The sequence below is a fragment of the Nesterenkonia aethiopica genome (genome assembly GCF_039534665.1).
Classification (GTDB): Bacteria; Actinomycetota; Actinomycetes; order Actinomycetales; family Micrococcaceae; genus Nesterenkonia; species Nesterenkonia aethiopica.
Genome location: NZ_BAAAVT010000012.1, coordinates 73,635 through 99,465, shown reverse-complemented (window position 1 = coordinate 99,465; position 25,831 = coordinate 73,635). Strand labels below are relative to the sequence as shown.

At 69.7% G+C, this 25,831-nt stretch carries 21 protein-coding genes and 3 tRNA genes; 11 read left to right on the top strand and 13 right to left on the bottom strand.

Annotation, left to right across the window (positions count from 1 at the left end; translation table 11 throughout):
• Positions 1-50 precede the first annotated feature (50 nt).
• From tig to ABD658_RS10385, 4 genes are all read right to left on the bottom strand, one after another.
• Positions 51-1,460: a trigger factor gene (tig, locus tag ABD658_RS10400; RefSeq protein WP_344681775.1), complete on the bottom strand. Its 1,410-nt coding sequence runs from the start codon at positions 1,458-1,460 to the stop codon at positions 51-53.
• A gap of 122 nt (positions 1,461-1,582) precedes the next feature.
• Positions 1,583-1,656: transfer RNA gene (locus tag ABD658_RS10395), tRNA-Pro, on the bottom strand.
• A 96-nt stretch (positions 1,657-1,752) separates the two neighbouring features.
• Positions 1,753-2,976 (bottom strand): serine hydrolase domain-containing protein, encoded by a 1,224-nt coding sequence (locus ABD658_RS10390; protein WP_344681777.1) that lies wholly within the window; start codon positions 2,974-2,976, stop codon positions 1,753-1,755.
• Positions 2,973-4,427, bottom strand: a complete 1,455-nt coding sequence (locus ABD658_RS10385) for a purine-cytosine permease family protein (protein ID WP_344681779.1) — start codon at positions 4,425-4,427, stop codon at positions 2,973-2,975. The genes ABD658_RS10390 and ABD658_RS10385 overlap by 4 nt, the downstream gene beginning before the upstream one ends.
• A 222-nt stretch (positions 4,428-4,649) precedes the next feature.
• On the opposite strand from ABD658_RS10385, the gene ABD658_RS10380 reads away from it, so the two are divergent.
• Entirely contained in the window at positions 4,650-5,315 is a 666-nt protein-coding gene (locus ABD658_RS10380; RefSeq protein ID WP_344681781.1) for a TetR/AcrR family transcriptional regulator, read from the top strand.
• A 45-nt stretch (positions 5,316-5,360) separates the two neighbouring features.
• On the opposite strand, the gene ABD658_RS10375 is transcribed toward ABD658_RS10380, so the two are convergent.
• Positions 5,361-6,983, bottom strand: coding sequence for an AbgT family transporter (locus ABD658_RS10375; RefSeq protein ID WP_344681783.1), 1,623 nt, complete (start codon positions 6,981-6,983; stop codon positions 5,361-5,363).
• Between the two features lie 578 nt (positions 6,984-7,561).
• Here ABD658_RS10375 and ABD658_RS10370 point away from each other — a divergent pair.
• Positions 7,562-7,843, top strand: coding sequence for a DUF1540 domain-containing protein (locus tag ABD658_RS10370; protein ID WP_085437085.1), 282 nt, complete (start codon positions 7,562-7,564; stop codon positions 7,841-7,843).
• Between the two features lie 29 nt (positions 7,844-7,872).
• Here ABD658_RS10370 and ABD658_RS10365 read toward each other — a convergent pair whose 3' ends face one another.
• Together ABD658_RS10365 and ligD are read right to left on the bottom strand one after the other, a co-directional pair.
• Complete coding sequence (locus ABD658_RS10365) at positions 7,873-8,703, bottom strand: hypothetical protein (protein ID WP_344681787.1); 831 nt, start codon at positions 8,701-8,703, stop codon at positions 7,873-7,875.
• Positions 8,704-9,002: 299 nt separating this feature from the next.
• Positions 9,003-9,878, bottom strand: coding sequence for a non-homologous end-joining DNA ligase (gene ligD / locus ABD658_RS10360; protein WP_344681789.1), 876 nt, complete (start codon positions 9,876-9,878; stop codon positions 9,003-9,005).
• Between the two features lie 222 nt (positions 9,879-10,100).
• Between ligD and ABD658_RS10355 the strand changes: the two genes are divergently transcribed.
• A complete protein-coding gene (locus ABD658_RS10355) occupies positions 10,101-10,337 on the top strand; it encodes an NINE protein (RefSeq protein ID WP_070160476.1) in 237 nt (78 codons plus the stop codon).
• Positions 10,338-10,354: 17 nt separating this feature from the next.
• Here ABD658_RS10355 and ABD658_RS10350 read toward each other — a convergent pair whose 3' ends face one another.
• Positions 10,355-11,110 (bottom strand): Crp/Fnr family transcriptional regulator, encoded by a 756-nt coding sequence (locus ABD658_RS10350; RefSeq protein ID WP_344681792.1) that lies wholly within the window; start codon positions 11,108-11,110, stop codon positions 10,355-10,357.
• Between the two features lie 120 nt (positions 11,111-11,230).
• Here ABD658_RS10350 and ABD658_RS10345 point away from each other — a divergent pair, with 120 nt between their 5' ends.
• Both ABD658_RS10345 and ABD658_RS10340 read left to right on the top strand, forming a co-directional pair.
• Entirely contained in the window at positions 11,231-11,710 is a 480-nt protein-coding gene (locus ABD658_RS10345) for a hypothetical protein (RefSeq protein WP_344681794.1), read from the top strand.
• Positions 11,711-11,900: 190 nt separating this feature from the next.
• Positions 11,901-11,973: transfer RNA gene (locus ABD658_RS10340), tRNA-Lys, on the top strand.
• Between the two features lie 120 nt (positions 11,974-12,093).
• Here the strand turns inward: ABD658_RS10340 and ABD658_RS10335 are convergent.
• Positions 12,094-12,648, bottom strand: coding sequence for a hypothetical protein (locus ABD658_RS10335; protein WP_344681796.1), 555 nt, complete (start codon positions 12,646-12,648; stop codon positions 12,094-12,096).
• A 211-nt stretch (positions 12,649-12,859) separates the two neighbouring features.
• Here ABD658_RS10335 and bcp point away from each other — a divergent pair, with 211 nt between their 5' ends.
• Together bcp and ABD658_RS10325 are read left to right on the top strand one after the other, a co-directional pair.
• Positions 12,860-13,327: a thioredoxin-dependent thiol peroxidase gene (bcp, locus tag ABD658_RS10330; protein ID WP_311024839.1), complete on the top strand. Its 468-nt coding sequence runs from the start codon at positions 12,860-12,862 to the stop codon at positions 13,325-13,327.
• A gap of 106 nt (positions 13,328-13,433) precedes the next feature.
• Positions 13,434-13,514 (top strand) — tRNA-Leu (locus tag ABD658_RS10325).
• A gap of 1 nt (position 13,515) precedes the next feature.
• On the opposite strand, the gene ABD658_RS10320 is transcribed toward ABD658_RS10325, so the two are convergent.
• Positions 13,516-14,394 (bottom strand): EamA family transporter, encoded by an 879-nt coding sequence (locus ABD658_RS10320; protein ID WP_344681799.1) that lies wholly within the window; start codon positions 14,392-14,394, stop codon positions 13,516-13,518.
• A 71-nt stretch (positions 14,395-14,465) separates the two neighbouring features.
• Here ABD658_RS10320 and ABD658_RS10315 point away from each other — a divergent pair, with 71 nt between their 5' ends.
• The 4 genes from ABD658_RS10315 to ABD658_RS10300 all read left to right on the top strand — a co-directional run bounded on the left by ABD658_RS10315 (position 14,466) and on the right by ABD658_RS10300 (position 19,733).
• The gene (locus tag ABD658_RS10315; RefSeq protein WP_344681801.1) at positions 14,466-15,362 is read left to right on the top strand and encodes a LysR family transcriptional regulator; all 897 of its coding nucleotides are present in this window, start codon (positions 14,466-14,468) and stop codon (positions 15,360-15,362) included.
• Positions 15,363-15,518: 156 nt separating this feature from the next.
• Positions 15,519-17,207, top strand: coding sequence for an ABC transporter substrate-binding protein (locus ABD658_RS10310; RefSeq protein ID WP_344744474.1), 1,689 nt, complete (start codon positions 15,519-15,521; stop codon positions 17,205-17,207).
• Between the two features lie 171 nt (positions 17,208-17,378).
• Complete coding sequence (locus ABD658_RS10305) at positions 17,379-18,875, top strand: malate:quinone oxidoreductase (RefSeq protein WP_344681916.1); 1,497 nt, start codon at positions 17,379-17,381, stop codon at positions 18,873-18,875.
• Between the two features lie 60 nt (positions 18,876-18,935).
• Positions 18,936-19,733 carry an alpha/beta fold hydrolase gene (locus ABD658_RS10300; protein ID WP_344681803.1) on the top strand — a complete coding sequence of 266 codons (798 nt, stop codon included), beginning with the start codon at positions 18,936-18,938 and terminating at the stop codon, positions 19,731-19,733.
• Here the strand turns inward: ABD658_RS10300 and ABD658_RS10295 are convergent.
• From ABD658_RS10295 to ABD658_RS10285, 3 genes are read right to left on the bottom strand one after another with little or no spacing between them, the layout of a single operon-like run.
• Entirely contained in the window at positions 19,700-21,181 is a 1,482-nt protein-coding gene (locus tag ABD658_RS10295) for a hypothetical protein (protein WP_344681805.1), read from the bottom strand. The two genes, ABD658_RS10300 and ABD658_RS10295, sit on opposite strands and share 34 nt — an antisense overlap.
• The gene (locus ABD658_RS10290) at positions 21,174-24,500 is read right to left on the bottom strand and encodes an AAA family ATPase (protein WP_344681807.1); all 3,327 of its coding nucleotides are present in this window, start codon (positions 24,498-24,500) and stop codon (positions 21,174-21,176) included. Before ABD658_RS10290 ends, ABD658_RS10295 begins: the two co-directional genes overlap by 8 nt.
• Complete coding sequence (locus tag ABD658_RS10285; protein ID WP_344681809.1) at positions 24,497-25,738, bottom strand: exonuclease SbcCD subunit D; 1,242 nt, start codon at positions 25,736-25,738, stop codon at positions 24,497-24,499. The genes ABD658_RS10290 and ABD658_RS10285 overlap by 4 nt, the downstream gene beginning before the upstream one ends.
• Positions 25,739-25,831 lie beyond the last annotated feature (93 nt).

The following is a 25,831-nucleotide window of genomic DNA, read 5'->3' as shown; positions in this document are numbered from 1 at the left end:
CACCGGTTCAGCGCGTCACGGACACGGACTCGCTCCGGTCCGGCGGCTGCTCACTTCTGCTCGTCGGACTCCTCGTCCGCCGAGTCGGCGTCCTGCTCGTCGGCGGCCGTCTCGGTCTCAGCGACCTCGGCGACCTCCTCGGCGGCGCCCTCCTCCTCGTCGTCACCCTGCGGGGTCACGAAGTCGGACAGGTCGACGTCTTTGCCCTCGGAGTCCTTCACGACGGCGAGCTCGAGGACCTTGGCCAGCGCCTTGCGGCGGCGGACCTCGCCCATGATCATCGGCACCTGGCCGGCCTGGTCCAGCATCTGCGCGAACTGGTTGGGTTCCATGCCGTACTGGGAAGCCGTGGAGACGATGTACTCGATGAGCTCGCCCTGGTCGACGCCGATCTCTTCCTTGTCGGCGATCAGGTCCAGCACGATCTCGTTGCGGAATGCCTCGCGGGTCTGCTTCTCGATCTCCTCGCGGTGCTCCTCGGTGTCGTGGTCGTCGCCCTCGGCGTGGCCGCCCTGGCTGAAGTGCTGCTCCACCTGTCCCTCCACCACGGAGGCGGGGACGGGGACCTCGACGAGCTCCATGAGCTTCTCCAGGACCTTGTCGCGGGCCTCGACGCCCTGCTCCACGACGAGGTTCTCCTCGGCCTTGGTCCGCAGGTCTGCGCGGAGCTCCTCGATGGTGTCGAACTCCGAGGCCATCTGGGCGAACTCATCGTCGGCCTCAGGCAGCTCGCGCTCCTTGACGGCCTGCAGGGTCACCTTCACGGAGGCCTCCTCGCCGGAGTGCTCACCTCCGGCCAGGGTGGTCTCGAAGGTCGCGTCCTCGCCGGCGGAGAGTCCTTCGAGGGCCTCGTCGAGACCCTCCAGCATGGTGCCGGCACCGACCTGGTAGGACAGGCCGGTCGCGTTGTCGACCTCTTCGCCGTCGATGCTGGCGGCCAGGTCGAGGGTCACGAAGTCGTCGGTCGCCGCGGGCCGCTCGACGTCCTTGAGGGTGCCGAAGCGCGAGCGCAGCTCGTCGAGCTGCTCCTGCACGGCGTCCTCGTCAGCGGCGCGGGCCTCGACCTCGACCTCGAGGCCTGAGTACTCGGGCAGCTCCACCTCCGGCTTGACGTCCAGCTCACCGGTGAACTTCAGAACGCCCTCGTTGGTCTTGGGGTCCGGGATCTCCTCGATCTCCACCTCGGGGCGGGACAGCGGAGCGATCTCGGCCTCGGCCAGGCCCTGCTGGTAGAACTCGTTGAGGCCGTCGTTGATGGCGGTCTGGACGACGTACTCGCGGCCGACGCGCTGGTCGATGATCGGCGCGGGAACCTTGCCCTTGCGGAAGCCGGGGATCTGAACCTGCTCCGCGATGCTCTTGTATGCGGCCTTGATCTTGGGCTCAAGCTCCTCAGAGGTCACCTCGACGGTGAGCTTGACTCGAGTCGGGTTCAGATTTTCAACGGTGCTCTTGACCACGTGGGGGCTCCTGATAGATGACGACTGATCATGTCTGATGCGAGCTCTGGCAGAACCCGCAGCGTCGGCCGCGGCCGAGCGGCGCCGCGAGCTTCGATGCTCCCGCTGCGCCTCGGCCGCCGTCGGGGTGACAGGATTTGAACCTGCGGCCTCACGCTCCCAAAGCGCGCGCTCTGCCAAGCTGAGCTACACCCCGATCGCCCGCCACCCGGACTGCGCGGCCCCCGCAGCGCGGAGGAGACGGCGCCCGACAGACGGCACGGACCGATACACAATAGCGCGCCGCCGTCGGTCACGGCGAATCCGCGCCGCACTCTGCGGCAAGAGCCCGCGTCAGGTCTTCCATCAACAGCGCCTGCGTCCGTTGGTCCTGCTCGGCGTCTGGCTGAGGCCAGCTGGACAGTTTGACGATGACCGTGGACGACTGCGGATCCAACCAGAGGTGCTGACCATGGATGCCGAGGCCGGTGACGTTGCCGCGCCGGTTTCCCGTGCACCACCACTGCCGCGTATAGGAGCCGCCGGGGTAGACCGAGGTCCAGCCCTGGTCGACCATCTGGCGGGGATCTCCGCCAGCCAGGATGCTCTCGGCCCACTGCGCCGCGACCACGCGCCCTCCGGGCGCTCGTCCGCCGGCCAGCACCATCTCTCCTACCCGGGCGAGGTCGCGCGCCGTGCAAGAGACTCCGCCGTCGGCATGGGCGAATCCCGATCGATCCACCGTCACCATGGCATCATGATCCGGGCGAAGTCTGGACCACACACGATCAGCCAGCTGGTCTACGTAGCGGGCCCCGGTGGCCCGCTCGATCGCCCACGCCAGCACATCGGTGGTGGCCGAGCAGTACTGGAAGCGCCCCTGAGGACCCGCCCCGGTGAGCGTACGCAGGAAGCCCGGAGTGTCCGCGGGGTCACCCGGACGGGCGGTGCGCCAGCCGGCGCTGCGGTCATGGCGCTGTAGCTCGGAACGGGGATTCAGATAGTCCTCGTCGTAGTCCACACTCACCGTCATGTCCAGCAGGTCGCCGATGGTCGCTCGGGCGTAGGCCCCGTCGGCGAGCTCCGGCACGAAACTGACCACCGGATCGTCCAGGCGCCAGAGGCCGTCCATGACCAACGACCCGGCCACGAGCCCGCACAGCGACTTCGACACGCTCATCACCAGGTGCAGGTCGTCCGGCCCGCAGCCAGGGGCGTACCACTGGGCGCACACCTCTCCTCCACGGACGACGAGCAGCGCATCCGTGTGGGTCTCGTCGAGCCGACGCGCCAGGTCCGGAACCCTCTGCAGCGCAGCGGGCACCTCCCCGGCCTGCTGCCCCACGGCAGTGTGGGAGCGGCTCCCGCGGCGAGGGATGCGCGCTGAGGGCAGGACCTCCGAGAGGTGGGTGAAGGCCCAACGGACGTGCGGAGGCTCCTGCCAGGTGTCGACCCCGGGACGCGGCGAGACCTCCTCCCCCGACGGGTCGGCCGACGTCGGCAAGTCGACCTGGAGGGAGTGGCCGTCGGCGGTCATCGCGACCCTCCTCGCACGTCGCAGGTGACTGGACGATGCATCCTGCGACCTCCGCGGGTCATGACGGCATATACCGTGCCTGCGACGACCATGGAGACCGGGACCGAAAGGTCCAGGTGACCCAGCGCCGCGGAGAGCGGGCCGGTGCCCAGGTCCGTGGTGAGGGCCAGCGCGCCGGAAGCCATCCCCGCCAGGAGGGCCGTCAGCCCGGCCGGGCTGCACCCTGCCACGCCCCAGTACGGGCTCGAGGGCGTCGCGTCCAGCAGTCCCGGCCCGTCATAGCGGTATCGACGCATGAGTGCGTCCATGCACAGCAGAGTCATCGTGGGCGCCGAAATCACGATCAGGAGCTGCAGCAGCAGGTTCACCGCTTCGAGCAGGCCAGTGGAGAACACCAGCACGAGGGTCAGGACGGTCGCCATCACACCCACCACCACTGCCGCGGTGATCCTCCTGATCGGCAGTCCGATCGCCTGCAGCACCATGGATGCCGTGTAGGTGGTCATGGCGTTCAGCGCCACCGTGTTCAGGACCACACCCAGGACGAACAGCACTCCCAGCCAGGCAGGCAGCAGCCCCAACAGGGCATGCTCCACCCCGATCTCGAGAGCCACCGGGCTCATGGCGGTCGCCAGCAGCGCCCCGACGGCGGTGAAGACGATGCATGGCAGTGCGCCGCCGGCGGCGGTGGCCGTGGCGATGCGCCATCGTGGGGTGTCCTGGGGAAGGTACCGCGCCATGTCGGGGCTGTTTGAGAAGGACAGCGGGGTCGAGGCCAGCACAGCGAAGCCGATGCTCAGCACCACCCACAGCTGGATCCCCTGCAGCGGCTCCGGCTGACGGAAGCCCCAGTCCACCGCGGTCAGGCTCACCACTGTGACCATCACGAAGATCACCAGAAGGACCCCGGTGATCCAGCCATAGGCCCGCGTGATGAGCCCGTGCCCGTAGACGGCCACCAGAACTGTGATCACGGAGACGGCGAGGGTGACGGCCACCCGGGCCGTTCCGGAGTCGGCCAGCCCGGTCATGGCGACGATTTCGGCTCCCATGAAAGTCGAGGCCAGCCAGTTCAGGGCCAGGAAGACCGCGGAGATGAGTCCCCCATAGACGACCATGACGCCGGAGTTCCCGCGGATGCCGTAGACGGCTCGCGTGATCGCGGAACTCGCCGTCCCGGCCGCGGGACCGGCCGCAGCAGCGATGCCGGTGAAGATCCACGGCAGGCTGCCCACCACGATGAGGGTCATCGCCTGCCACAGCTCGAGCCCCATGAAGACCAGGGAGGCACCGATGGTGAAGTTGAGCACGCTGACCATGGGCGCGGCCCATATGAAGAACAGGTCGCGCGGCCGACCTCTGCGCTCCTGCTGCGGCACCAGGCCGATGCCTCGCGTCTCGAGCTCGACGGGCGCCTTCTCCGGGGCATGCGCCGCGTCCTGCACCGCCACGGAGCCCGCCGGATCCGCCGCCGGGTGTGCTTCTCGCGCTCGTGCCGGGGCTGGACCGCTGTCCAACCTTCCCGGGTCGGGTGTCGCGGACTCCCCGCTGGCCCGATGCCTGCGTTCTTCCATGGCCTCTCCCCCTGTTCGAGTGTCGCGTCACCCCTGCGACCCGACTATTGGCCTTATGACCAATACGCTGTTGGTCACCTACCCAATAGGATGGAGGGCATGGTGTCAAGGATCACATCCACAGCTTCCCGCAAAGACCCGGAAGAACGACGGCACGAGATCATCGCGGAGGCCGCACGGCTCGCCGTCGCCGTCGGCCTGGAGAGAATCACCCTGCGCGCAGTGGCGGCCGGCATCAACGTCAGACCCGGGCTGATCAGCCACTACTTCCCCACGGTCGACGATCTGCTGGTGGCCGCCTGCGAACGTGCGCTCTCCGACGAGCGCTCCCGACTGATCCCCGCCGAGGGAACCCCCCTGATGCGGCTCGCTCAGATGATCGCCCGGCTGGAGGGCGGGCATGCCGATGACCTCTCCCGGCTGTGGCTCAATGCGCGACATCTCTCCCGGCACCACCCACGCCTCGCAGAGACCCTCGTCGCGCAGGAGGAGCTGGATCGGGAACGCCTGATCGCACTGATCGAGGATGGCATCGCCGAGGGCACCTTTCCCGCACAGGATCCGTTGACCGCTTGCGTGCGCATCTTCGTCGCGGTCGACGGCGCCGGGGCCTATGTCAACTCATCGCTGGCCGGTGACTCTGCAGCCCACCATGCGGCGTACCGTCGATTCATCACCGATGTCGCCCAGTGGGCTCTGGGACTCCCTCCCGACCGCCTCCGCGAGAAGGTCGACCTCGTCGTCGCGGAGCTCTCCGGGCCATGAGGCCACCGACAGCGGGATGACCGAGGATGCACGGTGAGGCCGGACTCAGGGCTCGTAGTGGATCGGCGCGTTCGGCCCCAGCGGCAGGTCCAGCCACATCCACCCCGTGGTCATCACCGTCCAGGCCGCCATGAAGGCCAGCGAGTACGGCAGCATCACCGAGATCAGAGAGCCGATCCCGATGCGCTTGTCATACTTCTGTGCCACCGCGATGACGATGGCGAAGTAAGTCATCAGCGGGCTGAGGATGTTGGTGGCCGAGTCCGAGACCCGGTAGGCCGCCTGGGTGAACTCCGGAGAGATGCCCAGATGCATCAGGATCGGCACCATGACCGGGGCGAGCATGGCCCATTTCGCCGAGGCCGACCCGACCAGCAGGTTCACCACGGCCACGAAGCCCATGAACAGCAGGATCAGCGGCAGCCCGGTGAGGTTGATGGACTCCAGGAGGTCGGCTCCGCCGACCGAGACCAGCAGGCCGATGTTCGACTGGTTGAAGTAGGCGATGAACTGGCCAGCGGTGAAGGCCAGGACCAGGAACATGGCCATCCCGGCCAGCGTCTTGGAGACATGGTTGATCACGTCCGTGTCATTGCGGACCACCTTCGTGACGATTCCGTAGACGAGCCCTGGCACGAAGAACGCGATGATGATGACCACCACCAGGGAGCTCATGAACGGCGATTGGACGACCGCGCCGTCCTCGCCGCGCAGCACACCGTTCTCCGGGACGATGAGCAGCAGGAGCAGACCCACGGTGATCACCAACGAGATGCCGGCGGCGATCATGCCCTTCTTCTCCACGGCGGTGATCTTCAGGGCCGAGCGGTCCTGATCCGCCAGGACGCCTTCGCCGTGCCAGGAGCCGAGGCGCGGCTCGACCACGAACTGGCTCACCAGGGTGCCGACGACGGCCAGCAGCGCGGTGGAGGCGATGATGAACCAGTAGTTCATGGCGAGATTCATCTGCTCGGCATAGGCCGGGTCCACGGTCGCGGCGGCCTCGATCGTGAGCTCACCGAGCATGACGTCGGTGGCCGAGAGCAGCAGATTCGCGCTGAACCCTGCCGAGACGCCTGCGAAGGCGGCGGCGATGCCGGCCAGAGGGTGGCGCCCCACGGCGATGAACAGGATGGCCGCCAGCGGGGGCAGCACCACGTAGCCGGCGTCGGAGGCGACCGAGGACATGATGCCTGCGAAGACGATGCCGAAGGTCACGAGGAACCGCGGGATGGACAGGATGAACGTCTTCAGCGCCGTGCCGATCAGCCCGCTCTGCTCGGCCATGCCGATGCCGATCATGGTCGCCAGGACCACACCCAGCGGCGCGAAGTTGATGAAGTTGTCCACCGCTGAGGTGAACATCCATTCGATGCCCTCCGCGGAGAGCAGGTTGAAGACCTCGACCTCCTCGCCCTCCAAGGGGTCGATGACGCTGATCCCGGCCTGCGAGAGAGCCCAGGACAGCACGACGACGAAGGCCGCGAGCAGAGCGAACAGCGTGGCCGGGTGCGGCAGCTTGTTGCCGAGGAGCTCGACGATGTCGAGGAAGCGCTGGAAGAGGCCGTGTCGCTTCCCCGAACCGGTGATGGGTCCGCGCGGGGCGTCCTCGCCCTCGGGTCCTGACGCGCTTGAGCCGGGTTCCGGCTCCTGAGTGGTGGTGCTCATCGGGTGGGTGTCCCCTCGGATTGTTGTGCACAAGACAAGACACCCGACGGCGGGTCGGCCGGCGGGCGCTGAGGCACACCATATTGCGTCGACTTGTGATGTGCGTCAACTCTGACGCACCCGTGAGCACTGTCACAGGCGTCTTCCGAGGTCAGTGACCAGCAGTGATGTGCCTCCGAGCCTCCCCGGAACGCCCGAGTGTCTCGGCGCGCCGGACCGGCTGGAGTCCGCTCCATGCGGCGGGCCGCCCCTCCTCCCGGCAGGGAACTCCGTCACCTCCTGTGGGTCTCGACGGCGCGCACGGGCGCATCCGCGAGGCCGGCTTCTCCTGAGCGGTCGATGGTCCCGCCCGACGACCATGCCTGACGATTGCGTCACTCCAGGTCAGACCTGGTTCGATCACACTGGTGTGCTGTCATCCTGCCAGGCGCGCCTGCCTCGGTCGGTGCCGGTTCCGGCCCCGAGATCTCGTGGAATCCGGTGAGGCGCGCTGGTCTTGTGGGCCCTGTCATCGAGGCATACTCTGGCGGCATCCGCTCAGGAACCGCCGAGCGGGCAGAGCACTGAGGAGTCCTGTCATGACCAGTCTCGCCACTGTCACGTCCTGCGCCGCCACGTCGTGCGCCTTCAACGATGGCGCCTGCCGCGCTGATGCCGTCACCATCACCGGTTCCGCCGGCTCCCCCAGCTGTGGGACCTTCATCGCCCTGGATGTCCGCGGCGGTCTGCCGACCGCTGAAGGACACGTGGGGGCGTGCCAGCGCTTGGAGTGCGTCCACAACACCGACCTGATGTGCTCCGCCGAGGCCGTCACTGTCGGTGGTGACACCGCGAACTGTCTCACCTACTCACAGGAGTGAGCTGACGGGGCGCCCGAGGGCTCGGGGCCTCAGGCCACCTGCACGCACCAGGCCCGCAGCGCGGCCTCGAATCCGGCCGCATCCGTGACCGGCTGGTCGAACGCGATCAAGACGGCCCGCACCTGATCGCCCTCGCGCACCAGCCACGTGCACCCCTCGGCGTCGACGTCGAGCAGCATCTGCTCCACTGACCCGTCGAGCTCCCGCGGAGCCGGCAGGGTCCGCCCGAGGATGCCGCGCCGCACACCGTGCGCGAGTTCTTCCATCAGCCGCGCCACGACCTCGGGGGCGAGTGCAGCGGCGGTGTCCAGCGCGCTCCATTCATCGATGCCCAGCGGCCATGCCCCTGGCTGCGCCACCTGGTCCCACGGAAGCTTCTCCACGTCCTCGCGGGCGTGGACCAGAACGCTGTCGCTCTGCACCATGGCCACCCGCGCGAATGGCGCCGCGGCGGCTGCGACCAGCTCGTCTGACAGGGCGTGCTCGGTGAGCGCATGGTGGGCGGCATCGGGACTGAGCATGTGCACGCGACCCAGCGCATGGAGACTCGCGACCTGCACCCGGACATCCGCCTGCGCACCGAACTGGTCGATCTGCAGCCGGACGTCGGCCTCATCTCCTTCGGCAGCGGTCGGCGTGCCCTCTGATCCCAGGACGACGAGCCAGGCGCCGACGTCGGTCATCCCGTGGGCGAGGACCGCAAGCTCCCGCTGTGGCTCCTCCCGATATGCCACGAGACTCAGCCGACCGGCGCCCGCCAGCAGCCGCTGGGCCGTCGACGTCGCGCACCGACGGCGCAGCGCCACCCCGTCGACCAGGCGCGCCACATCGCGCGCAGTGCCTGCCTTCTCACCGGCCATAGCGTCTCCCTCGGATGGGTCGGAGGAGCCGGACGCCCGCTCCGCAACAGATCCTCATCCATTGAAGCACAGCCACAGACCTTTAGGACACACAATCATGAGGTAATTCACGCCCTCGATCCCTCGCAGGGCTCCCGTGCGCCACGCCGGCTCACGATCAGTGCAGGTCAGCCTTCCGGCTGGTGACGGTCTCCGAGAAAGCTCGATCACTCCCAGCGGATGTCATCGGGCGACTTGTCACCCCGCAGACCCCTCCACACGGCCCGACTCAGGGAGGCGGCCGTCTGGCCGGGAGAGCTCTAGGCCACGGCGTCGCTGTCGCTCAGGCCCTGCAGCGGGTCCAGCCCGTCTGCCACGCGCCGCAGGACCTCATCGCATTCGAGCTGCCGCAGATCAGGATCCTCCAGCTCCTCCCAGGTACGAGGCGCCGCGACGGTCGGACGCGGACGTCCTCGCAGGGAGTAGGGGGCCACGGTGGTCTTGCTTCGGCTGTTCTGGCTCCAGTCGATGAACACCTTGCCCCGTCGGGCGGACCGGTCCATCCGACTGACCACCTGGTCAGGATGCTCCTTCTCAAGCGCCTGCGCGAGCCCCTGGGCCACGGCGGACACCTCGGGAGAAGTGCGTGAGCCGTCAAGCGCCGCATACAGGTGGACCCCCGCCGAGCCGGAGGTCACCGGGATGCCGGTCAGCGCCATGCCGTCCAGCAGCTCGGCGCACCAGCGGGCCACCTGGGCACAGTCACGCAGGTCCGAGCCGTCTCCGGGGTCGAGGTCGAGGACCATGCGGTCCGGTGGCTGCGGGTCGCCGGCGTCGTCGACACGCCACTGGGGGACGTGCAGCTCGAGGGCCGCCACCTGACCGAACCATGCCAGCACCGCCTCATCGTCCACCAGAGGGTAGGTGGTGGTGTGATCCTGGTGCTGCTGATCGATCCGCGGCACCCAGTCCGGGGCGGAGTCTTCGAGGGCTTTGCGGAAGAAGGGCTTCATCGGGCTCTCCGCCGTGCCGACACCGTCGGGCCACCTCTTGCGGGTGACCGGGCGGCCACGAAGGTGCGGCACCATCACCGGAGCGACAGCCCGCAGGTACTCCTGCACGTCGGCCTTGGTCATACCGGTGGCCGGATACATCTGCTTGTCCAGATTGGACAGGCTGAGTCGTCTCCCTGCCACCGTGACGCGCCTGCGCTGTGCTGACGAGCCTGTCGACATCGGGAACCTCCTGTCTCCGACGGCCGTTCCGATCACCAGTGTCAGGCACCTCCGTTCCCGGCGGAACCGCTGCGGCGCCTCGCAAGGCCGTAGGAGGCTCCAGGGAACGGTCCTACACAGGTACGACAGGGTCGGCCAGGGCCAGGAGAAGAGGTGGGCCTGAGCCAGGCGTAGGATGGCGCTATGGCTTCTCGTGCGTTCGACGGCCCGCAGAAGGATCCCGGGATCGCCCTGGTGCTCACCATCCTGGGCTTCTTCTTCGTGGCAGGGCTGCAGTACTTCTACCTGGGGAAGATCCTCAAAGGGATCCTCTTCCTGCTGACCCTGGGATTCTTCTACATCGGCACCATCATCTCGCTGTTCACCATCCGGGGCGAGACCCGGCGGGTCAACAGGCAGCGCCTGTTCGGCCTGCGCTGAGGCGCTGCCTCACAACATCACCGGGCCAGCTCAGCGAGCGCCTCTGCGTCGCGCAGCGTGATGACCCCGTAGCCGACACCGATCACGCCGCGCCGCTCCAGGTCCTTGAGCACCTTGTTCAGCGAGGGCCGCTGCACGCCGATCATCGCGGCCACGGTGCGCTGAGGCAGCAGCACCTCCCCCTGCACTGCCTCATCCAGCAGCACCTGGGAGATCTGGGCGGGCAATGACCGACCCAGCAGGCCGATGATGCGGTTCTGGCTCATCGCCAGGCGCTCGGCGATCGAGGCGAGCCATCGGCGGGCGATCGCCGGATGGTGCCCCAGGAGGCGCTCGAAGCCGTCGGCCTCCAAGTGCAGCGCGGTGACCTCCTCCAGTGCTCGGCCCGTGTACGGGAACGGCATGTCCAGGAGCAACTGCACGTCGCCGTCGACGTCCCCCGGATGGAGCACGTGGACCACGGAGCGACGCTCCCCCGCCCCCGCGATGAGCTCGACCCGCCCGCTGCGGATGATCCACACTCCCGCCGACTCGGGCTCGGCTCCGGGGGCCATCCCGTCGGCGAAGAGCTTCTGCCCCGGCTCGAACTGGCGAGTGGTCAGGTAGGTCGCGATGGCGGAGACATCGGTGGCGCTCAGGGGCGCCGACGCACCACGGCCCACGCAGCGCGCCACCCAAGCGGCCTGCCGCAGAGCGGCCATCTCGGCGTCGGGGCCCGCCGTCTCGGCCGTCACCTGCTGCCAGGGAAGGGTGAGGAATCGTGAGGGCGCCATGGCATCGATTATGTCATCAGGCTGACATTCGGGTCAGCACCTCGCGTTCGGCGCCGTGGAATGGAATCACCGGGGAAACGCCCCGGTGCCGCACCTGCGGCATGTGGAGAGGAGAGGGACATGACTTCCACTCAGGGAGCCCACGCCGCCGGAGCGGCGGGAACGCTGACACGCCGTGCCGTCCATGGCGGCCTGGGAGGACTGGCCGGCGGCGTCGTCTTCGGCATGATGATGGCGGCGATGGGGATGTTGCCCATGGTCGGCGCCCTGGTCGGTGTCGAGAGCGCCGCCGTCGGAGGCCTGGTCCACATGGGCATCTCGCTGCTGTTCGGCGTCGCGTTCGGCGTCGTGATCACCAGCGCTCGGCCTGCACCGCTGCTGCTGCTCGGTGCCGGCTACGGCGTCGTGCTGTGGGGCGTCGGTGCCCTGCTGATCATGCCCGCCATGCTCGGCATGCCGGTGTTCATGATCAACGCCATGACCCTGCAGAGCCTCGTCGGGCACCTGATCTTCGGGCTCGTGGCGGCGACCGCCGTCTGGCTGCTGCGCCGTCACGCCGGGAGCCTGGACCTCGGGGACATGCGGGCCCAGCCCGCCTGACCGTCAGGTCCTCAGCACCGTGCCGACGGGTGCCTCACGGTTCCGTCGGCACGGTGCTGAGCTGGTGCGATGAGGATCACAGGCAGAGAGGACTCCTCAAGTTGGCAGGGCCACGAAGCCGGTGCTAGAGTTTCATGTCGTTGCGCAGATGACTGAGCAACGGATCGCGGAAGCGACGACCTGCAGCCGAGGGCCTCTAGCTCAACTGGCAGAGCATCAGACTCTTAATCTGCAGGTTCCGGGTTCGAGTCCCGGGGGGCCCACTCTGACGAGTGCAGGTCGTCGCCTCCGCGGGAAGCCCCGTCTCCAGCTGGAGACGGGGCTTCCCGCGTCTGCGCCGGGGCCATGTCGACTCGGGCCGTCGCCGTGCGCAGGGCCCGGGCTCACACGGGATTCATGTCCTCGAGCCGGTCCAGGAAGAAGTCCACGAACTCCGTGAAGTCCCGGACGTCCCGCCGCTGGTCCAGCGTGACCTCGGGCAGCTCGTCGAAGCTCACGCGACCCCGGACGTCCAGGACCACGCGGTGACCGGTGGACAGGGCGATGGTCACAGACGCCCGCTCGGCGTCGCCCTCAGCGGCCATGCCCGCCAGGTTCGTCATGTTCACCGGCAGGGGCACCCTCGGCGTCGCGTCGTCCGCCGGATCCGCGGCCGCCCCGGTGATCCGTGGCATCGCTTCGGCGAGATCCACCGGGCACAGCACGATCTCAGTGGGCTGGCGCCGGTAGCCGACCAACAGGTGCTCGGCCATGCTCACGGCGTCCTGGACCGAGTCGGCGCTCTCCCCGGGAAGGACGGCACGAGCATCATTCGCCTCGAGATTGGCGGCGTAGAGGATGTTGTAGGAGCCGAAGTTCATCACCGAGACGTCGAAGGTCCCGCGCAGGGCCGCGACCAGGCGCTGCTCCTGCTCTCCGCGGTTCGGCTGCTCCACCATGGCGGCCAGTCTACGGACCACGGCGGACCGCGCCCAGGACCCTACACACCGTTTCCCCCACCGCCGCGTCCCCCAGGCCGACGATCGACAGGCCGACGATCGATAGGCTGGGAGGTGCTCCACGGCGACCCGAGGACATCTCGAGCCCGCCCGAGGAGACGCCCGTACTGCGCCGCCCCCGGCGGCACCCCCACGTCGAAAGGTTCCCTGCATGGCACAGCGACTAGCACCTGGTGACGCAGCACCCGAGTTCACCCTGCCCGCGGTCGGCGGAGGCACCGTCAGCCTCGGCGACCTCCGCGGACAGAAGGTCATCGTCTACTTCTACCCGAAGGCCTCCACCCCGGGCTGCACCAAGGAGGCCTGCGACTTCCGTGACTCGCTGGCGTCGCTGCAGTCTTCCGGATACGCCGTGCTCGGCCTCTCCCCCGACCCGGTCTCCGCACTGGAGAAGTTCACCGCGAACGAGTCGCTGAACTTCCCGCTGCTCAGCGATGAGGACCACCAGGTCGCGGAGGCCTACGGCGCCTGGGGCGAGAAGAAGAACTACGGCCGCGTGACCGAAGGGCTGATCCGCTCAACGATCGTCGTCGACGAGGACGGCGCGGTGGAGCTCGCCCAGTACAACGTGAAGGCCACCGGCCACGTGGCACGGCTGCGCGACAAGCTCGGGGCCTGAGACGCCGCACCGCGCTGGCGTGAGCCGCACCGCCGGCCCGGCGGGGCGGCTCTTGTAGACTGATGGGCCGCGGCCGCCACAGCCTCGACGGCGCGCCGCGGCATCGGCGGGCGTGGCGGAATTGGTAGACGCGCTGGATTTAGGTTCCAGTGTCTTTGACGTGGGGGTTCAAGTCCCCCCGCCCGCACTCACTCGGTCCGGGGGCGCCGTCGTCCGCCGACGAGCACCCCGACCACCACCAGCACGGCCCCGACCAGCTCCAGCCCTGCCGGTCGCTCCCCCAGCAGCGCCCAGGCGGCGACGAGACCCACCACCGGCACCAGCATCGAGTAGGGCGCCACCGTCCCGGCCGGATGCCGCCTCAGCAGCCAGACCCACACCACCGGCGCCAGCAGCGAACCGACCAGTACCGTATAGGTCAGTCCCGCCCACGCCGGGGCCGCCTGCCAGGAGATCGAAGCGGCCAGGGCGTCTCGGATCTCCTCAGGCCCTTCGACCACGAGGGACAGTCCCAGCAATGGGACAGGAGGCACCACGGCCATCCATAGCACCAGGGCCAGGGGATCCTCGGCCTGAGCCCGCCGGGAGGCCAGGGTGCCCGCAGCCCAGCCCACCGCACCGAGCAGGACGAGAAGGAACGGTGCCCACTCTCCGCCGCCACCGCCGCGCGCCCAACCGGCCAGCGCCAGGCCCCCCAGCGCCAGACCGGCACCGGCGGCGGCGCTGCCGCTCGTCGGCTCGCGCAGCAGGATCACCCCGAGCACCAGGGTCAACGGGGCCGCGCAGGTGAGCACCAGCGAGGCGACGCCCGCGGGGAGTCCCGCCGCCATGCCGAGATACAGTCCCACGAACTGCACAGTGCCGGTGCCCAGTCCGAAGCCCAGCAGGTGCCGGAGCCGCACCCCCGGCCACGGGACGAAGATCACCGCGGGAAGCGCCAGCAGCAGGAAGCGCGCTCCGGCGAGGAACAACGGCGGGAAGTGCTCCAGGGAGATGTGGATGGCGATGACGTTCAGTCCCCAGCACAGCGAGGCCAGGACAGCGAGAGCACGGTGGGTCAGGGTCACGGCTCCATCCTCGAAGCCTTGACCCCTCAGGTCTACCTAATACTTCTTACGCGATCATTTAGGCTGACTGAATGGAGATCCGTCACCTGGAACTGCTGCGCGAACTCTCCGCACGGGGCAGCCTCGCAGCCGTCGCACGCGCCACCCACCGCACCCCCGCCGCACTGTCCCAACAGCTGCGCACGGCCGAGCGGGACCTGGGGGTGAAGCTGGTCGAACCGGTCTCCCGAGGGATCCGCCTCACCTCTGCCGGTCAGCTCCTCGCCGACGGCGCCGGCGACATCCTGCACCGCCTGGCGGCCCTGCGGGCTCAGCTCGACGCCACCACCGGGGAGCCCCGCGGCACCGTCGCCGTGCAGGCTCTCCCCAGTGCCGGCGCCGCGCTGCTTCCGGACCTCGTGCAGAGGTTCTCCGAGACCGCCATCACCGTCGAGCTCAGTGACTTCCTGTCCATGGACCGCTTCGCAGACTTCGCTCGGGACGCGGACGTCGTGGTCGGTCACCGGACTGTGCCGCAGCAGGACGACGCCTCCGACCTCATCACGACCGTGCTGGCTCGGGAGCCTCTGGACATGGCACTGCCGAGCGACCACCCCCTGGCAGCCGAGGAGCATCTGCATCCCCGCCAGCTCGTGGACCTTCCGTGGATCGGGGTGCCCACCGGCTACCCCTTCGATGCCGTCCCTGCGGCAGTCGAGCAGGCCACGGGGCGGGCGGTCCACCGAGCAGTGCGCCTGCGGGACAACCACCTCGTGGAGGCTCTGGTGGCCCGTGGAGCGGGAGTGGGCGTCCTGCCGCGGTTCTCCTCCCGCATCGGCCCGGGAGTGACTCTCCGGCCCCTGCGCGGCGTCCCGGCCGAACGGACCATCATCGCCCTGAGCCGACCGGAGAGGCATGCCCGCCAGGCGGTGCGCACCGTGCTGGCGGAGCTCGAGAGGATCGGACGACGGCTGACTCCCCCGCGCTGACTCCCCCCGCACCGACCGGCCCCTCCCGGGCGCTTCAGGCTGTGCATTTCAGGCCGTGCGCGCGGAGATGCGGCGCCTGCATCGTGCCGGCGTCCGACCGCACAGGCGGTAGCATTGTCAGGTCCGTCCGCGACTGTCACGAGGAGACCTGCCCGCATGGCCGAAGAGCTGAACCGCCGGCAGATGCTGGGAGCATCGACGGCGGCGGCCGCCGCCGGGCTGCTCCTCGGGCCGACCGCCGCCTCACCCGCGGCCTCAGCATCGTCGACGGCGCCCTCCCACGTCGACGCCTCCCGGGATGAGCGTCGTGACCGCACCGCCGTCATCGCAGGGGTGTCGGCCGTCACCTCCCTGGATCCGTCGCTCGCCGTCGACACGGAGACCGAACGGGTCTGCCGGCAGGTGTACGAGGGCCTGCTGGGCGTGGACCAGGAGACCGGCGCCACCGAGCCGCTGCTGGCCCGTGACGTGGATGTCGACGAGGCCGGGCTCGTCCACCGTTTCACCCTGCGTGAGGGAGTCCTCTTCCACGACGCTACGGCCCTTGACGCCGACGCCGTGGTCGCCAACGTGGAGCGGTGGGGGCGGCTTCCCGAGCTGCATGGCTCCGGCAATCTCCGCCGCACCGCAACCCTGCCGTTCGAGGCCATCTTCGGCGGCTACCTGGGAGACGAGGACTGCGTCCTGGAATCGGTCGAGGCCGAGGATCCGTCCACGGTGGTCCTCACGTTGAGCGAGCCGATCGTGTTCCTCCACCAGGCACTGACCCTGCCCGCCTTCGGGATCGTCTCTCCTGCAGTCCTCTCCGACGATGACCCGGGCCTGGTGGCCCGCTCCCCGGTGGGGACCGGAGCCTACCGCGTGATGGAGACCCATGAGGGGGACGTCACCTTGGAGGCCTTCCCCGACTACTGGAACGGCCCGGTCACGGCCTCCGCCGAGGAGACTCCGGACGGTCCGGCCCCCGAGCGCGTGGAGATCCGCGCCATCCCTCGGTCCTTCGATCGGCTGCGGGATCTGCAGCGGGGCCAGGTCGACGTCTACGACTACATCACCGCGGACAATCTGCGCCCGCTGGTGCAGTCCGGGCGCCTGATCCTGCAGCGTGATCCGTTCTCCGTGCTCTATCTGGGGTTCAACCTGGCCCATCCCGTGATGGAGGACCATCGGGTCCGCGAGGCCGCCGCGCGGGCGATCAACCGCTCCGACCTGGTGAGCGAGCACTTCCTGGAGGGGACGCGCCCGGCGCACCAGTTCACCCCGGCTGCCCTGGGCGTGCAGTCCGAGACCGCGGAACGGTACGGCCGTGACCTCCAGGAGGCCCAGGATCTCCTGGACGACGCCGGCTATGACGGGGAGCCGCTGCGCTTCTACTATCCGATGACCGCGACCCGCAGCTACCTTCCCCGCCCCGAGGCCGTCTACGCCTCGCTGGCTCGCGATCTCACCCAGGCCGGCTTCGTGATCGAGCCCCGCCCCGTCCCCTGGGACGCCGGCTACCTGGAGGAGCTCCTCGAGGACGACGACCGAGCGATGCACCTGCTGGGGCGCAACGGAGGCTACCGGTCCCCGCACTCCTTCTTCGGTCCGCTGTTCCAACGCTCCTCCCGAGAGTTCGGCTATGACTCCGACGACGTCCAGGATCTGCTGCACCAGGCGCGTTCCGAGACGGACGATGAGCAGCGCGCGACGCTCTACCGCGAGGTGGCCGACGTCGTGGCCGAGGACCTTCCCGCGCTCCCGCTGGTGCATCCGATCTCCGGTCTCGCCCTGGGACGACGCGTGGCCGACTACCCCATGTCTCCGGTGCTGTTCGAGCCTTTCCGGCAGATCCGCATGAGCTGAGCTGATCCGTCCGTCACACTGCCCGCCCAGATTTCATGGCTCGAGTTCCCCGGCGGTAAAGTCTCCTCGGAGCCCGTCCGAGTTCAGCCGCCCCCGGTGAACCGGCTGACCTGCGTGGCCAGCACCCGGCTGGCCCACCCCCACCCGCCGGACAACCTCAAGGAGAGTTCTGTGGCCACGTCAACGTCGACCAGCGCGGACAAACGGTTCGATGTCATTCTCATCGGAGGTGGCATCATGTCCACCACCCTGGGGAGCATCCTCCAGGAGCTCGAGCCGAACTGGTCGATCGCCCTGTACGAGACTCTCGACCAGTCGGGTCAGGAGTCTTCGGACCCCTGGAACAACGCCGGCACCGGCCACGCCGCACTGTGCGAGCTGAACTACACCCCGCGCGACGCCGACGGCAGCATCTCCCTGACCAAGGCCCGCGGCATCAACGAGCAGTACCAGGTCTCCCGGCAGCTGTGGTCCCACTGGGTGGAGTCCGGCACGCTGGGCTCGCCACGGACCTTCATCAATGCCCTGCCGCACATCAGCTTCGTCTGGGGCGAGGACAACGCCCGCTACCTCAAGGACCGCTACGAGGCCATGAAGGCCGAGCCGCTGTTCTCAGACATCGAGCACACCGAGGACCTCGACGAGATCGCCTCCTGGGCCCCGCTGCTCGCCGAGGGCCGCGATCCCCGACAGCGCGTGGCGGCGTCGAAGATCGACTCCGGCACCGACGTCGACTTCGGCTCGCTCACCCGGCAGCTGGCCAACCACCTCAACGAGGCCGGTGCGGAGGTCCGCTACGGCCACGAGGTCACCTCCATCTCCCGCGGCTCCGACGGCCGGTGGCAGCTGAAGGTGCGCAACTCGGCCTCCGGAGAGAAGTTCACCGCCACGGCGCGGTTCGTGTTCGTGGGCGCAGGCGGCGGGGCGCTGAGCCTGCTGCAGTCCTCCGGCATCCCAGAGATCAAGGGCTTCGGCGGCTTCCCCGTCTCGGGCAAGTTCCTGCGCAGCACAGACTCCGCCGTCGCCGACCGGCACCACGCCAAGGTCTACGGGCTGGCCTCGGTGGGCGCCCCGCCGATGTCGGTGCCGCACCTGGACACCCGGTTCGTGGAGGGACGCCGCACGCTGATGTTCGGCCCCTACGCCGGGTTCTCCACCAACTTCCTGAAGAACGGCTCCATCACCGACCTTCCGTTCTCGGTGCGTCCGCACAACCTGCTGCCCATGATGCAGGTGGGCGCGGCCAACACCGATCTGGTGACCTACCTGGTGAAGGAGGTCTCCAAGTCCGCGAAGAAGAAGATCGAGACCCTGCGGGACTTCTACCCTGAGGCCGAGACGGACTCTTGGGAGCTGATCACCGCCGGCCAGCGTGTCCAGGTGATGAAGAAGAACGGTCAGGGCAAGGGTGTGCTGCAGTTCGGCACGGAGCTGGTGGCCGGCGCCGACGGCACGATCGCCGGCCTGCTGGGCGCCTCTCCAGGCGCCTCCACCGCGCCCTCCATCATGCTCAAGCTGCTCGAGCGCTGCTTCCCCGCCCAGGTGGAGTCCTGGAAGCCGCGGCTGCAGGACATGGTCCCCTCCTACGGGCGTCTCCTCAGCGAGGACCCCGCCCTGCTCTCCGAGGTCACCGCCGCGACGAACCGTTCGCTGCAGCTGGAGAACTGAGTTCGCCCGCGCGCCATCGGAGGCCGCCATGGACCGGTGTCCTGTCTGAGAGAGGCTGACGTGTCCCGACTCCTGCATCCCGCACCCGAGACCTGGCGCACCCCGTCGGGTCTCACGGCGCACCTGTGGCGTCGGCCCTTCGCCGACAGGGCACCGGTGCTTCTGGTGCACGGCTATGCGTCGAACGTGCTCTACAACTGGGTCAAGACGGGCTGGCTGGATCCGTTGGCCGCCCAGGGCCGCAGCGTGCTCGCCGTGGATCTCCCCGGGCATGGTTCCTCGGCCGACGTCGACCCGACCGGACTGAGCGTGCAGGACCTGCTCGACGACCTCCACGGACTCAGCACCGAGATGGTGGCCGATGAACCCTCGGGCGACGCCATCGCGGTCCACGGCTATTCCCTGGGGTCACGGCTGGCCTGGCAGCTCGCGGCCGCTCACCCGGAGCTCGTGGCCTCGTTGATCGTCGGCGGCGCCCCGGCCGCCGATCGACTGGCCGGGCTCGACGCTGAGGCGGCGCGCCGGTGGGCCCGCGACGGCGTCGTCCCCCAGGATCCGCTGACGCGATCGGTGGTGACCGTCGCCGCCGCCATGCCCGACCAGAATCTTCCGCATGTGGTGGAGCTGCTCCTCGCGGTCGCCCGGACACCCTTCGACCCCGCAGCAGCCGTGCCTGCCGCACCGACCCTGGTGGTGGCCGGTGCCCGGGACGAGATCGCCGCCGGCTCGGCACGTCTGGCAGAGCTGGTGGTCGCCGCGGGGCACCCGGCACGTCTTGTCGAGGTCCCCGGTCGCGACCACGTCAACGTGCTCACCTCGCGGATCTACAAGGACGCTGTGCTCGACGCGCTCCCCTGAGAGCCGTCCGGGCGGGGCCCGGCATGGCGGCGCATGCCGCCTCGCAGCCGCTGGCCACGGCGCAGGGCCACGAGGGCTGGGGCGGCAGCACCGGCGATGACGACGACGGAGCTGAAGACCCCAACACCTGCCTCTGCGAGAAGCCCCGCGGTGATCAGCCCGACCACCAGTCCGATGAGCAGAGAGCCGGCCACGCTGCTGAGAGTCGAGACGAGCTCGGCCGTCGGAGCCCGTCGAGCGACCACCCGGTAGACCTCCACCAGCAGGACGCCGGCAGAGGCTCCGAGCATCAGGTAGAGCCCGACCGCCGCGCTGGCCCGCAGCAGCGTCCCCACCCAGGAGCCGCCCTCGGCCGGCCCCACGGCGAGCAGCGCCGTCAGCAGCCCCGCCGTCAGCAGCTGCAGCAGCGCGAAGAGCCGGCGCCGCCGCAGGACGTCGAGGGCGCGCAGGCGCCGAGGCAGGCGCCGGGAGCTGAGCATCGCCGCTGCGGCGCACAGTCCCAGGAGGAGGCCCAGGGCCTCCGGACGGTGGGACTGGGAGGAGAGGACCAGAGCCGAGATCGCGGAGCCGCCGATCGCCACACCGAGCCCCAGGCTGACGAGGAGAGCTCCGACGACGCTGGGGCCGGCCCCTGCACGACGAGGCTGCACGGCCCGGGTCGGGTCCCCAGGCCGTTCCGGACACATCCCCCGGGCCCCGGCCACCATCTGCTGGCCGTGCTCCACCGCCGGCCATGGCACGCGCAGCGGCTCCAGAGGTCCTTCGGGGACCTCCGCCGAGCCCCCCGCCGCAGTCCTGCCCGCATCCCCAGGGTCGGAGAGCGGGTCCGCCACAGGGTCCATGGCGTAGGCAGGGACTGCGAGCGCTCCCAGCAGCGCCGCCATCATGAGCCCGGCCCCTGGCCCCAGCCCGCCGCTGAGCAGCGCCGCGAGCACCGGAGCCAGCACCAGCAGCAGCTCGTCCACGGCCGCTTCGCGGCGCATCCAGGCGCCGAGCCCGACACCGAGGTCAGGGCGGTGATGATGGAGGTGCCACCCGCGGGCCCGGCTCATCGCACTGGCCGATGGGGCGGTCAGTCCGGCCCCGAGGGCGAAGATCACGGCGACGGAGACCACCAGGGATGAGGGACCGTCCGCCGCATCCGTCGCGACCGGGGTGGACCCGGCGGCGGTCAGCTGGAGGCGAGGCAGCACCGCCAGGACGAGGACGAGCAGGATGACGTGCGCTCCAGCGGTGGCGAGCAGCACAGGCCGTTGACCGTGGCGGTCAGCGGCTGCGCCGGCGATCGGCACCGACAGGGCCAGGCCGATCAGGGCGAAGCTGGTCATCAGCGCGGCCGTCATCGGAGAGCCGGTGCCCGCCGCGGCCAAGAGCATCCCGGCCGGAAGCAGGGCCGCCGGTGCCCGCGCGGCGACACCGAGCCACTCGACCGGCCCCGGACTACGCATCCATGCCTCCCAGTCTCGAGAGCACCTCCGTCCCGGCCTCAGGCCCGTCGTCCGCCGGACCTCCCACCGGGTGTTCCGGGGAGTCTATGGCACCGGGGAGCACCATCCGCGCAGTGGAGCCGGTGCGCCGCCGGATGACGCGCAGCTGGGTGGGGATCGCCCGGTGCATCTCCGTGACATGACTGACCACCCCCACCCGGCGCCCCTCGCCCTGGAGCCGGTGCAGGGCCACCATCACGTGGTCGAGGCTCTCTTCGTCCAGAGAACCGAAGCCCTCATCGATGAACAGGCTCTCGAGGCCGATCCCGCCGGCCTCCGACTGGACGACCTCGGCGAGCCCCAGCGCCATGGCCAGGGATGCCATGAAGGTCTCGCCTCCGGACAGGGAGGAGGTGGGGCGCTGGTGGTCGCTGTGCTCATCGTGGACCTTCAGCTCCAGCCCGTGGCGGCGGCCCGGCCCCTCGGCGTCGTCATGGAGGAGACGGTAGCGACCTTCGGACATGGTCTGCAGGTGCCGGGTGGCCGCCGCAGCCACCTTCTCGAGGCGGGCAGCCAGGACGTAGCTGGTCAGCGTCATCCGCCGGGGGTTGTCCGGCCCGCCTCCACCGAGCGTCTCCGCCAGCTCGGCGAGACGCCGGTGCTCGATCAGCTCGGAGTCCCGTGAGGCGAGAGCCGCACGGAGCCTCTCGGCGGCCTCGGCCACGGCGTCCCGACGGTCGGCGGCCCGGTCCCGCGCCGTCCGCTCAGCGTCGCGCCGCGTCGACGCCGCCTTCGCCTCCTCGACCGCTTCGGTGACCGCATCTTCTGCGGGGGTCGTCGGCTCGCGGCGACGGACCTCCCGCGCCGCGGAGATGTCCTCGGACTCCTCGGCGAGCGCCAGACGTCCGGCCTGTCGGTCCCACTCCTCCACCTGCTGGTGGTGCTGCCGCCGCAGCGCAGGGTCCAGGATCGCGCCGTCCAGCGCCTCCCGCGTGCCCAGCCCAGAGTCCACCAGCTGTCGGTGCGCCTCGCTGTGGGCCTCCTGCGCCGTCTTCTGGGCCGATCGCCAGGTCTCGATCCCCTCGGAGGCGGACCGGCACGTCTGGTGCAGGGTGTCGAGAGCGTCCAACCGAGCGGCGACGCTGCTGTGGGAGCCGCGCAGTCGGCCGAGCATCTCATCACGGTCTGCGAGCTCCGCGGTGAGCCGTTCGACCTCCTGGGCGGCGTGCCCGACCGCGAGCCCGGCCGCTTCGTGGAGACGCCGCTGCTCGGCCAAGTCCTCCCGCAGCGCCGTCCTGGAAGCCTCGCGCCGGCGCTGATCGCGCCACGCCTGGTCCGCGGCGTCCCGCCTGCGCCGCGCGTCGGCGAAGGAGGCCTCCGCCTCATCACGACGCACGGCGGCGCCGCCCTCCCCGAGGGACTGCTCCGGTGCGGCCGCCCGGATCTCGGCCTCGGCCGCGGCCAGACGGTCCTCGATCTCCGTCATGCTCGCTTCGGCCGCCTCCAGGAGGGACTCTGAGCGGGCGCGCTCCCGGGCGGCCTCGTGCACCCGGGCGGTCGCCGCCTCCACGTCCTCCTCACTCGCCGTCTCCTCACTCGCCGGCTCGTCGTGGGGACCCGGCTCGGGGACGCTGTCGCCGCCCGGCTGCCCGGCCTCCGTCTCCGTGCTCGGCAGGGCGGCCGTGCGGCGCATGGCCGGCGCGGCTGCCGCGGGGTGCTCGGTGGCTCCGCAGACCATGCACGGGACGCCGGGACGCAGGTCGGCGGCCAGTCGCCGCGCCACCGCCTGGAGATGATCCGCCAGCAGCTCCCGACGCCGGGACTCCGCCATCTGCTCCGCCTGCTCCGCACGGTGGGCCGCCTCCTGCGCCTGGCGGACGGCGGCCCGCCGGCCCTCCAGCTGGTCCACCAGCTCCACCCGTCGCCGAGTGAGCTCCATGAGGTTCTCGCACGCGGCGCGATGGGAGTCCAGCTCCTCCGCATCCTGCCACTGGGCGTTCAGCGCCGTCTCCTGCTCCTGCAGCGCGGCGATCGCCTCCTCGGCGGCCTGCCGGACGGCTCTCTGCTCGTCACGCCGACGTTCAGCGGCGGTCAGTGCAGTCGCCGTCTGACGCCGCTGGGATTCGAGACGGGCGGCGTCCTGGTCTTCCAACCCTCCCCGTAGGGCCGTCACCTCGGAGATGAGGTCCCGCAGTGCGTAGGGGGCGGGGTCGCCGGCCTCGGTGGTCAGTGTCGAGGCGGCCGTGGACGACGCGTCGACGTCGTCCTGATCGGCCAGCCGGTCCCGCAGGTCGCGGAGCTGATCCAGCGACCTGCGCCGTACGTCTTCGGTGTGCTCCGCGAGCTGCTGAGCGTGTTGGAACCACCGGCGCACTTCGGTGGCCTTCTGGTGCTGCTCCAGCTGGTCACGGATCTGGTCCACCGCCTCGCGCCGGGCCTCATGGTCGGCCTGGCGCTGCTCATGGTCGCTCAGCAGAGTCAGCAGACGACGGCGGCGCTGCAGGTCCGCAGCCCGCTCGGAGGCGCTCTCCGCGGCCGCTGAGGCCAGCTCGACGCGCTGCTCGAGATCCCGGGACATCCACGCCCCCAGCAGTCGGACGGCTTCCTCGAGGTCTTCGGGCGGCACGCTGGTGAAGCGGGCGAGTTCCGCTCCCAGCACCGGCTCGAGCATGGACTCGGCCTGTGCCCGCACGGTGTCTGCGGTCACCTCCACCCGATGCTCAGCCTCCACGATGCGTTGGCGCAGAGTCTTGGCACGATCGCTGAGCTCAGCTTCGAGACGCTGGTAGAGGTTGGTGTCGAAGAGCTTCTGCAGCAGCTTCTGCTTCTCCGTACTGGTCGCATGGAGGAAGTGTGCGAACTCTCCCTGCGGCAGCAGGATGACCTTGGTGAACTGGTGGCGGTCCAGCGGCAGGATGTCCTGGATCTCCTGGGAGGCGGCTTGGACGCCGCTGGTCACCTCGCGCCACAGAGCACCGTCGTGGACCTTCAGCACGACTGTCTGGTTCTGGGCGACGAATCCGGACTTCGCCCGGCGGCTGGGCCGTCGGTGCGGCGGGGTGCGGCGGATCAGCCACCGTCGGTCTGCCTGGGTGAACTCGAGCTCGACCGCCGGCTCGCGCTCCGGCGGCGCATGGTGGCTGTGGAGCCCATTGACGTCACGCTGGCCGGGGACGTCGCCGTAGAGGGCGAATGTGATGGCGTCCAGCACCGTCGTCTTGCCGGATCCAGTCCGTCCGTGGAGGAGGAACAGGCCGTCGGCGCTCAACGCGTCGAAGTCGATCTCCTCGGTGCCCGGGAACGGGCCGAAGGCCGTCAGGGTCAGTCGGTGGAGCCTCATGGCTGAATCTCCTTCCCCGGTGCAGCGGTCCCGCTGCGGGCGAGCTCCCTCCGCACCGCCGCCACGGCGTCGTCGAGGATCTCCCGTTCCTGTCCATCGGCCCCGCGACCCCGCACGTGCTCCAGGAACGACTCCACCACCTGCCCCGGCGTCTCGGCCCGGTGCATCGCCTCGGCATAGGTCAGGGCCGCGCCCTGACGCTCCGGAGGCCGATGCACGAACGTCGCCAGATACGGATAGGCCTCCTGGGTCCGTTGGAAGGCGCGTTCGGGGCGCTGCGGGTCGGTGACGGTGACCTGGACGAAGTCTTCCCGATGGCGGCGGACCATCTCCTCGTCGAGGATCTCCTCCAAGGGCCCGCTCAGCTGGGCGAGTCCCCGCCCGATGGCCCAGTCCACCGCGGTGATAGCCTCCCAGTCCGCGCTGTCCCACAGCCAGGCCCCCTTGGCCTGGCGCGACTCGGAGAAGGAGTAGCGCAGCGGAGAACCGCTGTATCTGACCCGCGGGGCCAGCCTCTGGCGACCGTGGAGGTGCCCCAGGGCCGTGTAGTCGAACTCGTCGAAGAGCTCGAGCGGCACCACGGCCAGCCCTCCGGAGCTCTCCTCGGAGTGCTCCACGGGCTCCCCGGCTGGCGCTTCCACGCCGATCACCCGTTCTGAATCCGATCCCACTCCCCGGGCGGCGAACAGGTGCGCCATGAGCACGGTCCTCACCTGCCCTGACTCCGTCAGCTCCCGTCGGCGACGCTCGACGTCCTGACGGATCCGTGCGATGACCTCGGTCATCACCGCCGTGTGGGTGGCGCGCCGCAGCTCGAGCCGGGAGCTGACGAGCTGAGGCTCCAGATACGGCACGCCGTAGACGAGCACGGTCTCGGATCCGTCCTCGAGCACCACCGGGGACCAGGCGTCGTCGAGCGCCGTGCGCAGATGCACACCTGAGGCCGCCATCAGCCCCCGGCCGAAGCCCAGCCGCTGAGCGGAGTCATGGTTGCCGGAGGTGATGATCACCGTGGTCCCGGCCTCGGCGAGACGCAGCAGGCAACACTCCAGCATGCTGACCGCCCACTCGGGAGGCAGGGCCCGGTCGTAGACGTCGCCGGCCACGAGCAGCACGTCCACGCTGTGCTCCTCCACGGTGCGGCAGACGGTGTCCAGCATCTCCTGCTGCGCGTCGTGCAGCGAAGTGCCGTGGAATCCGCGTCCCAGGTGCCAGTCGGAGGTGTGGAGCCATCGCATGCCACCACGGTATCCGCACGGTGTGACCCGTCCGCCGCACGGCGCGCACCAGCTCGCCAGCGCAGGGTCGCCAGCGGAGGGTCGACAGCACAG

Bases quoted from the DNA above. Each gene is read 5' to 3' on its own strand.
- ABD658_RS10390 (WP_344681777.1), bottom strand. From the start codon at position 2,976: ATGACCGCCGACGGCCACTCCCTCCAGGTCGACTTGCCGACGTCGGCC.
- ABD658_RS10380 (WP_344681781.1), top strand. From the start codon at position 4,650: ATGGTGTCAAGGATCACATCCACAGCTTCCCGCAAAGACCCGGAAGAA.
- ABD658_RS10375 (WP_344681783.1), bottom strand. From the start codon at position 6,983: ATGAGCACCACCACTCAGGAGCCGGAACCCGGCTCAAGCGCGTCAGGA.
- ABD658_RS10370 (WP_085437085.1), top strand. From the start codon at position 7,562: ATGACCAGTCTCGCCACTGTCACGTCCTGCGCCGCCACGTCGTGCGCC.
- ABD658_RS10365 (WP_344681787.1), bottom strand. From the start codon at position 8,703: ATGGCCGGTGAGAAGGCAGGCACTGCGCGCGATGTGGCGCGCCTGGTC.
- ABD658_RS10355 (WP_070160476.1), top strand. From the start codon at position 10,101: ATGGCTTCTCGTGCGTTCGACGGCCCGCAGAAGGATCCCGGGATCGCC.
- ABD658_RS10350 (WP_344681792.1), bottom strand. From the start codon at position 11,110: ATGGCGCCCTCACGATTCCTCACCCTTCCCTGGCAGCAGGTGACGGCC.
- ABD658_RS10345 (WP_344681794.1), top strand. From the start codon at position 11,231: ATGACTTCCACTCAGGGAGCCCACGCCGCCGGAGCGGCGGGAACGCTG.
- ABD658_RS10335 (WP_344681796.1), bottom strand. From the start codon at position 12,648: ATGGTGGAGCAGCCGAACCGCGGAGAGCAGGAGCAGCGCCTGGTCGCG.
- bcp (WP_311024839.1), top strand. From the start codon at position 12,860: ATGGCACAGCGACTAGCACCTGGTGACGCAGCACCCGAGTTCACCCTG.
- ABD658_RS10315 (WP_344681801.1), top strand. From the start codon at position 14,466: ATGGAGATCCGTCACCTGGAACTGCTGCGCGAACTCTCCGCACGGGGC.
- ABD658_RS10310 (WP_344744474.1), top strand. From the start codon at position 15,519: ATGGCCGAAGAGCTGAACCGCCGGCAGATGCTGGGAGCATCGACGGCG.
- ABD658_RS10295 (WP_344681805.1), bottom strand. From the start codon at position 21,181: ATGCGTAGTCCGGGGCCGGTCGAGTGGCTCGGTGTCGCCGCGCGGGCA.
- ABD658_RS10290 (WP_344681807.1), bottom strand. From the start codon at position 24,500: ATGAGGCTCCACCGACTGACCCTGACGGCCTTCGGCCCGTTCCCGGGC.
- ABD658_RS10285 (WP_344681809.1), bottom strand. From the start codon at position 25,738: ATGCGATGGCTCCACACCTCCGACTGGCACCTGGGACGCGGATTCCAC.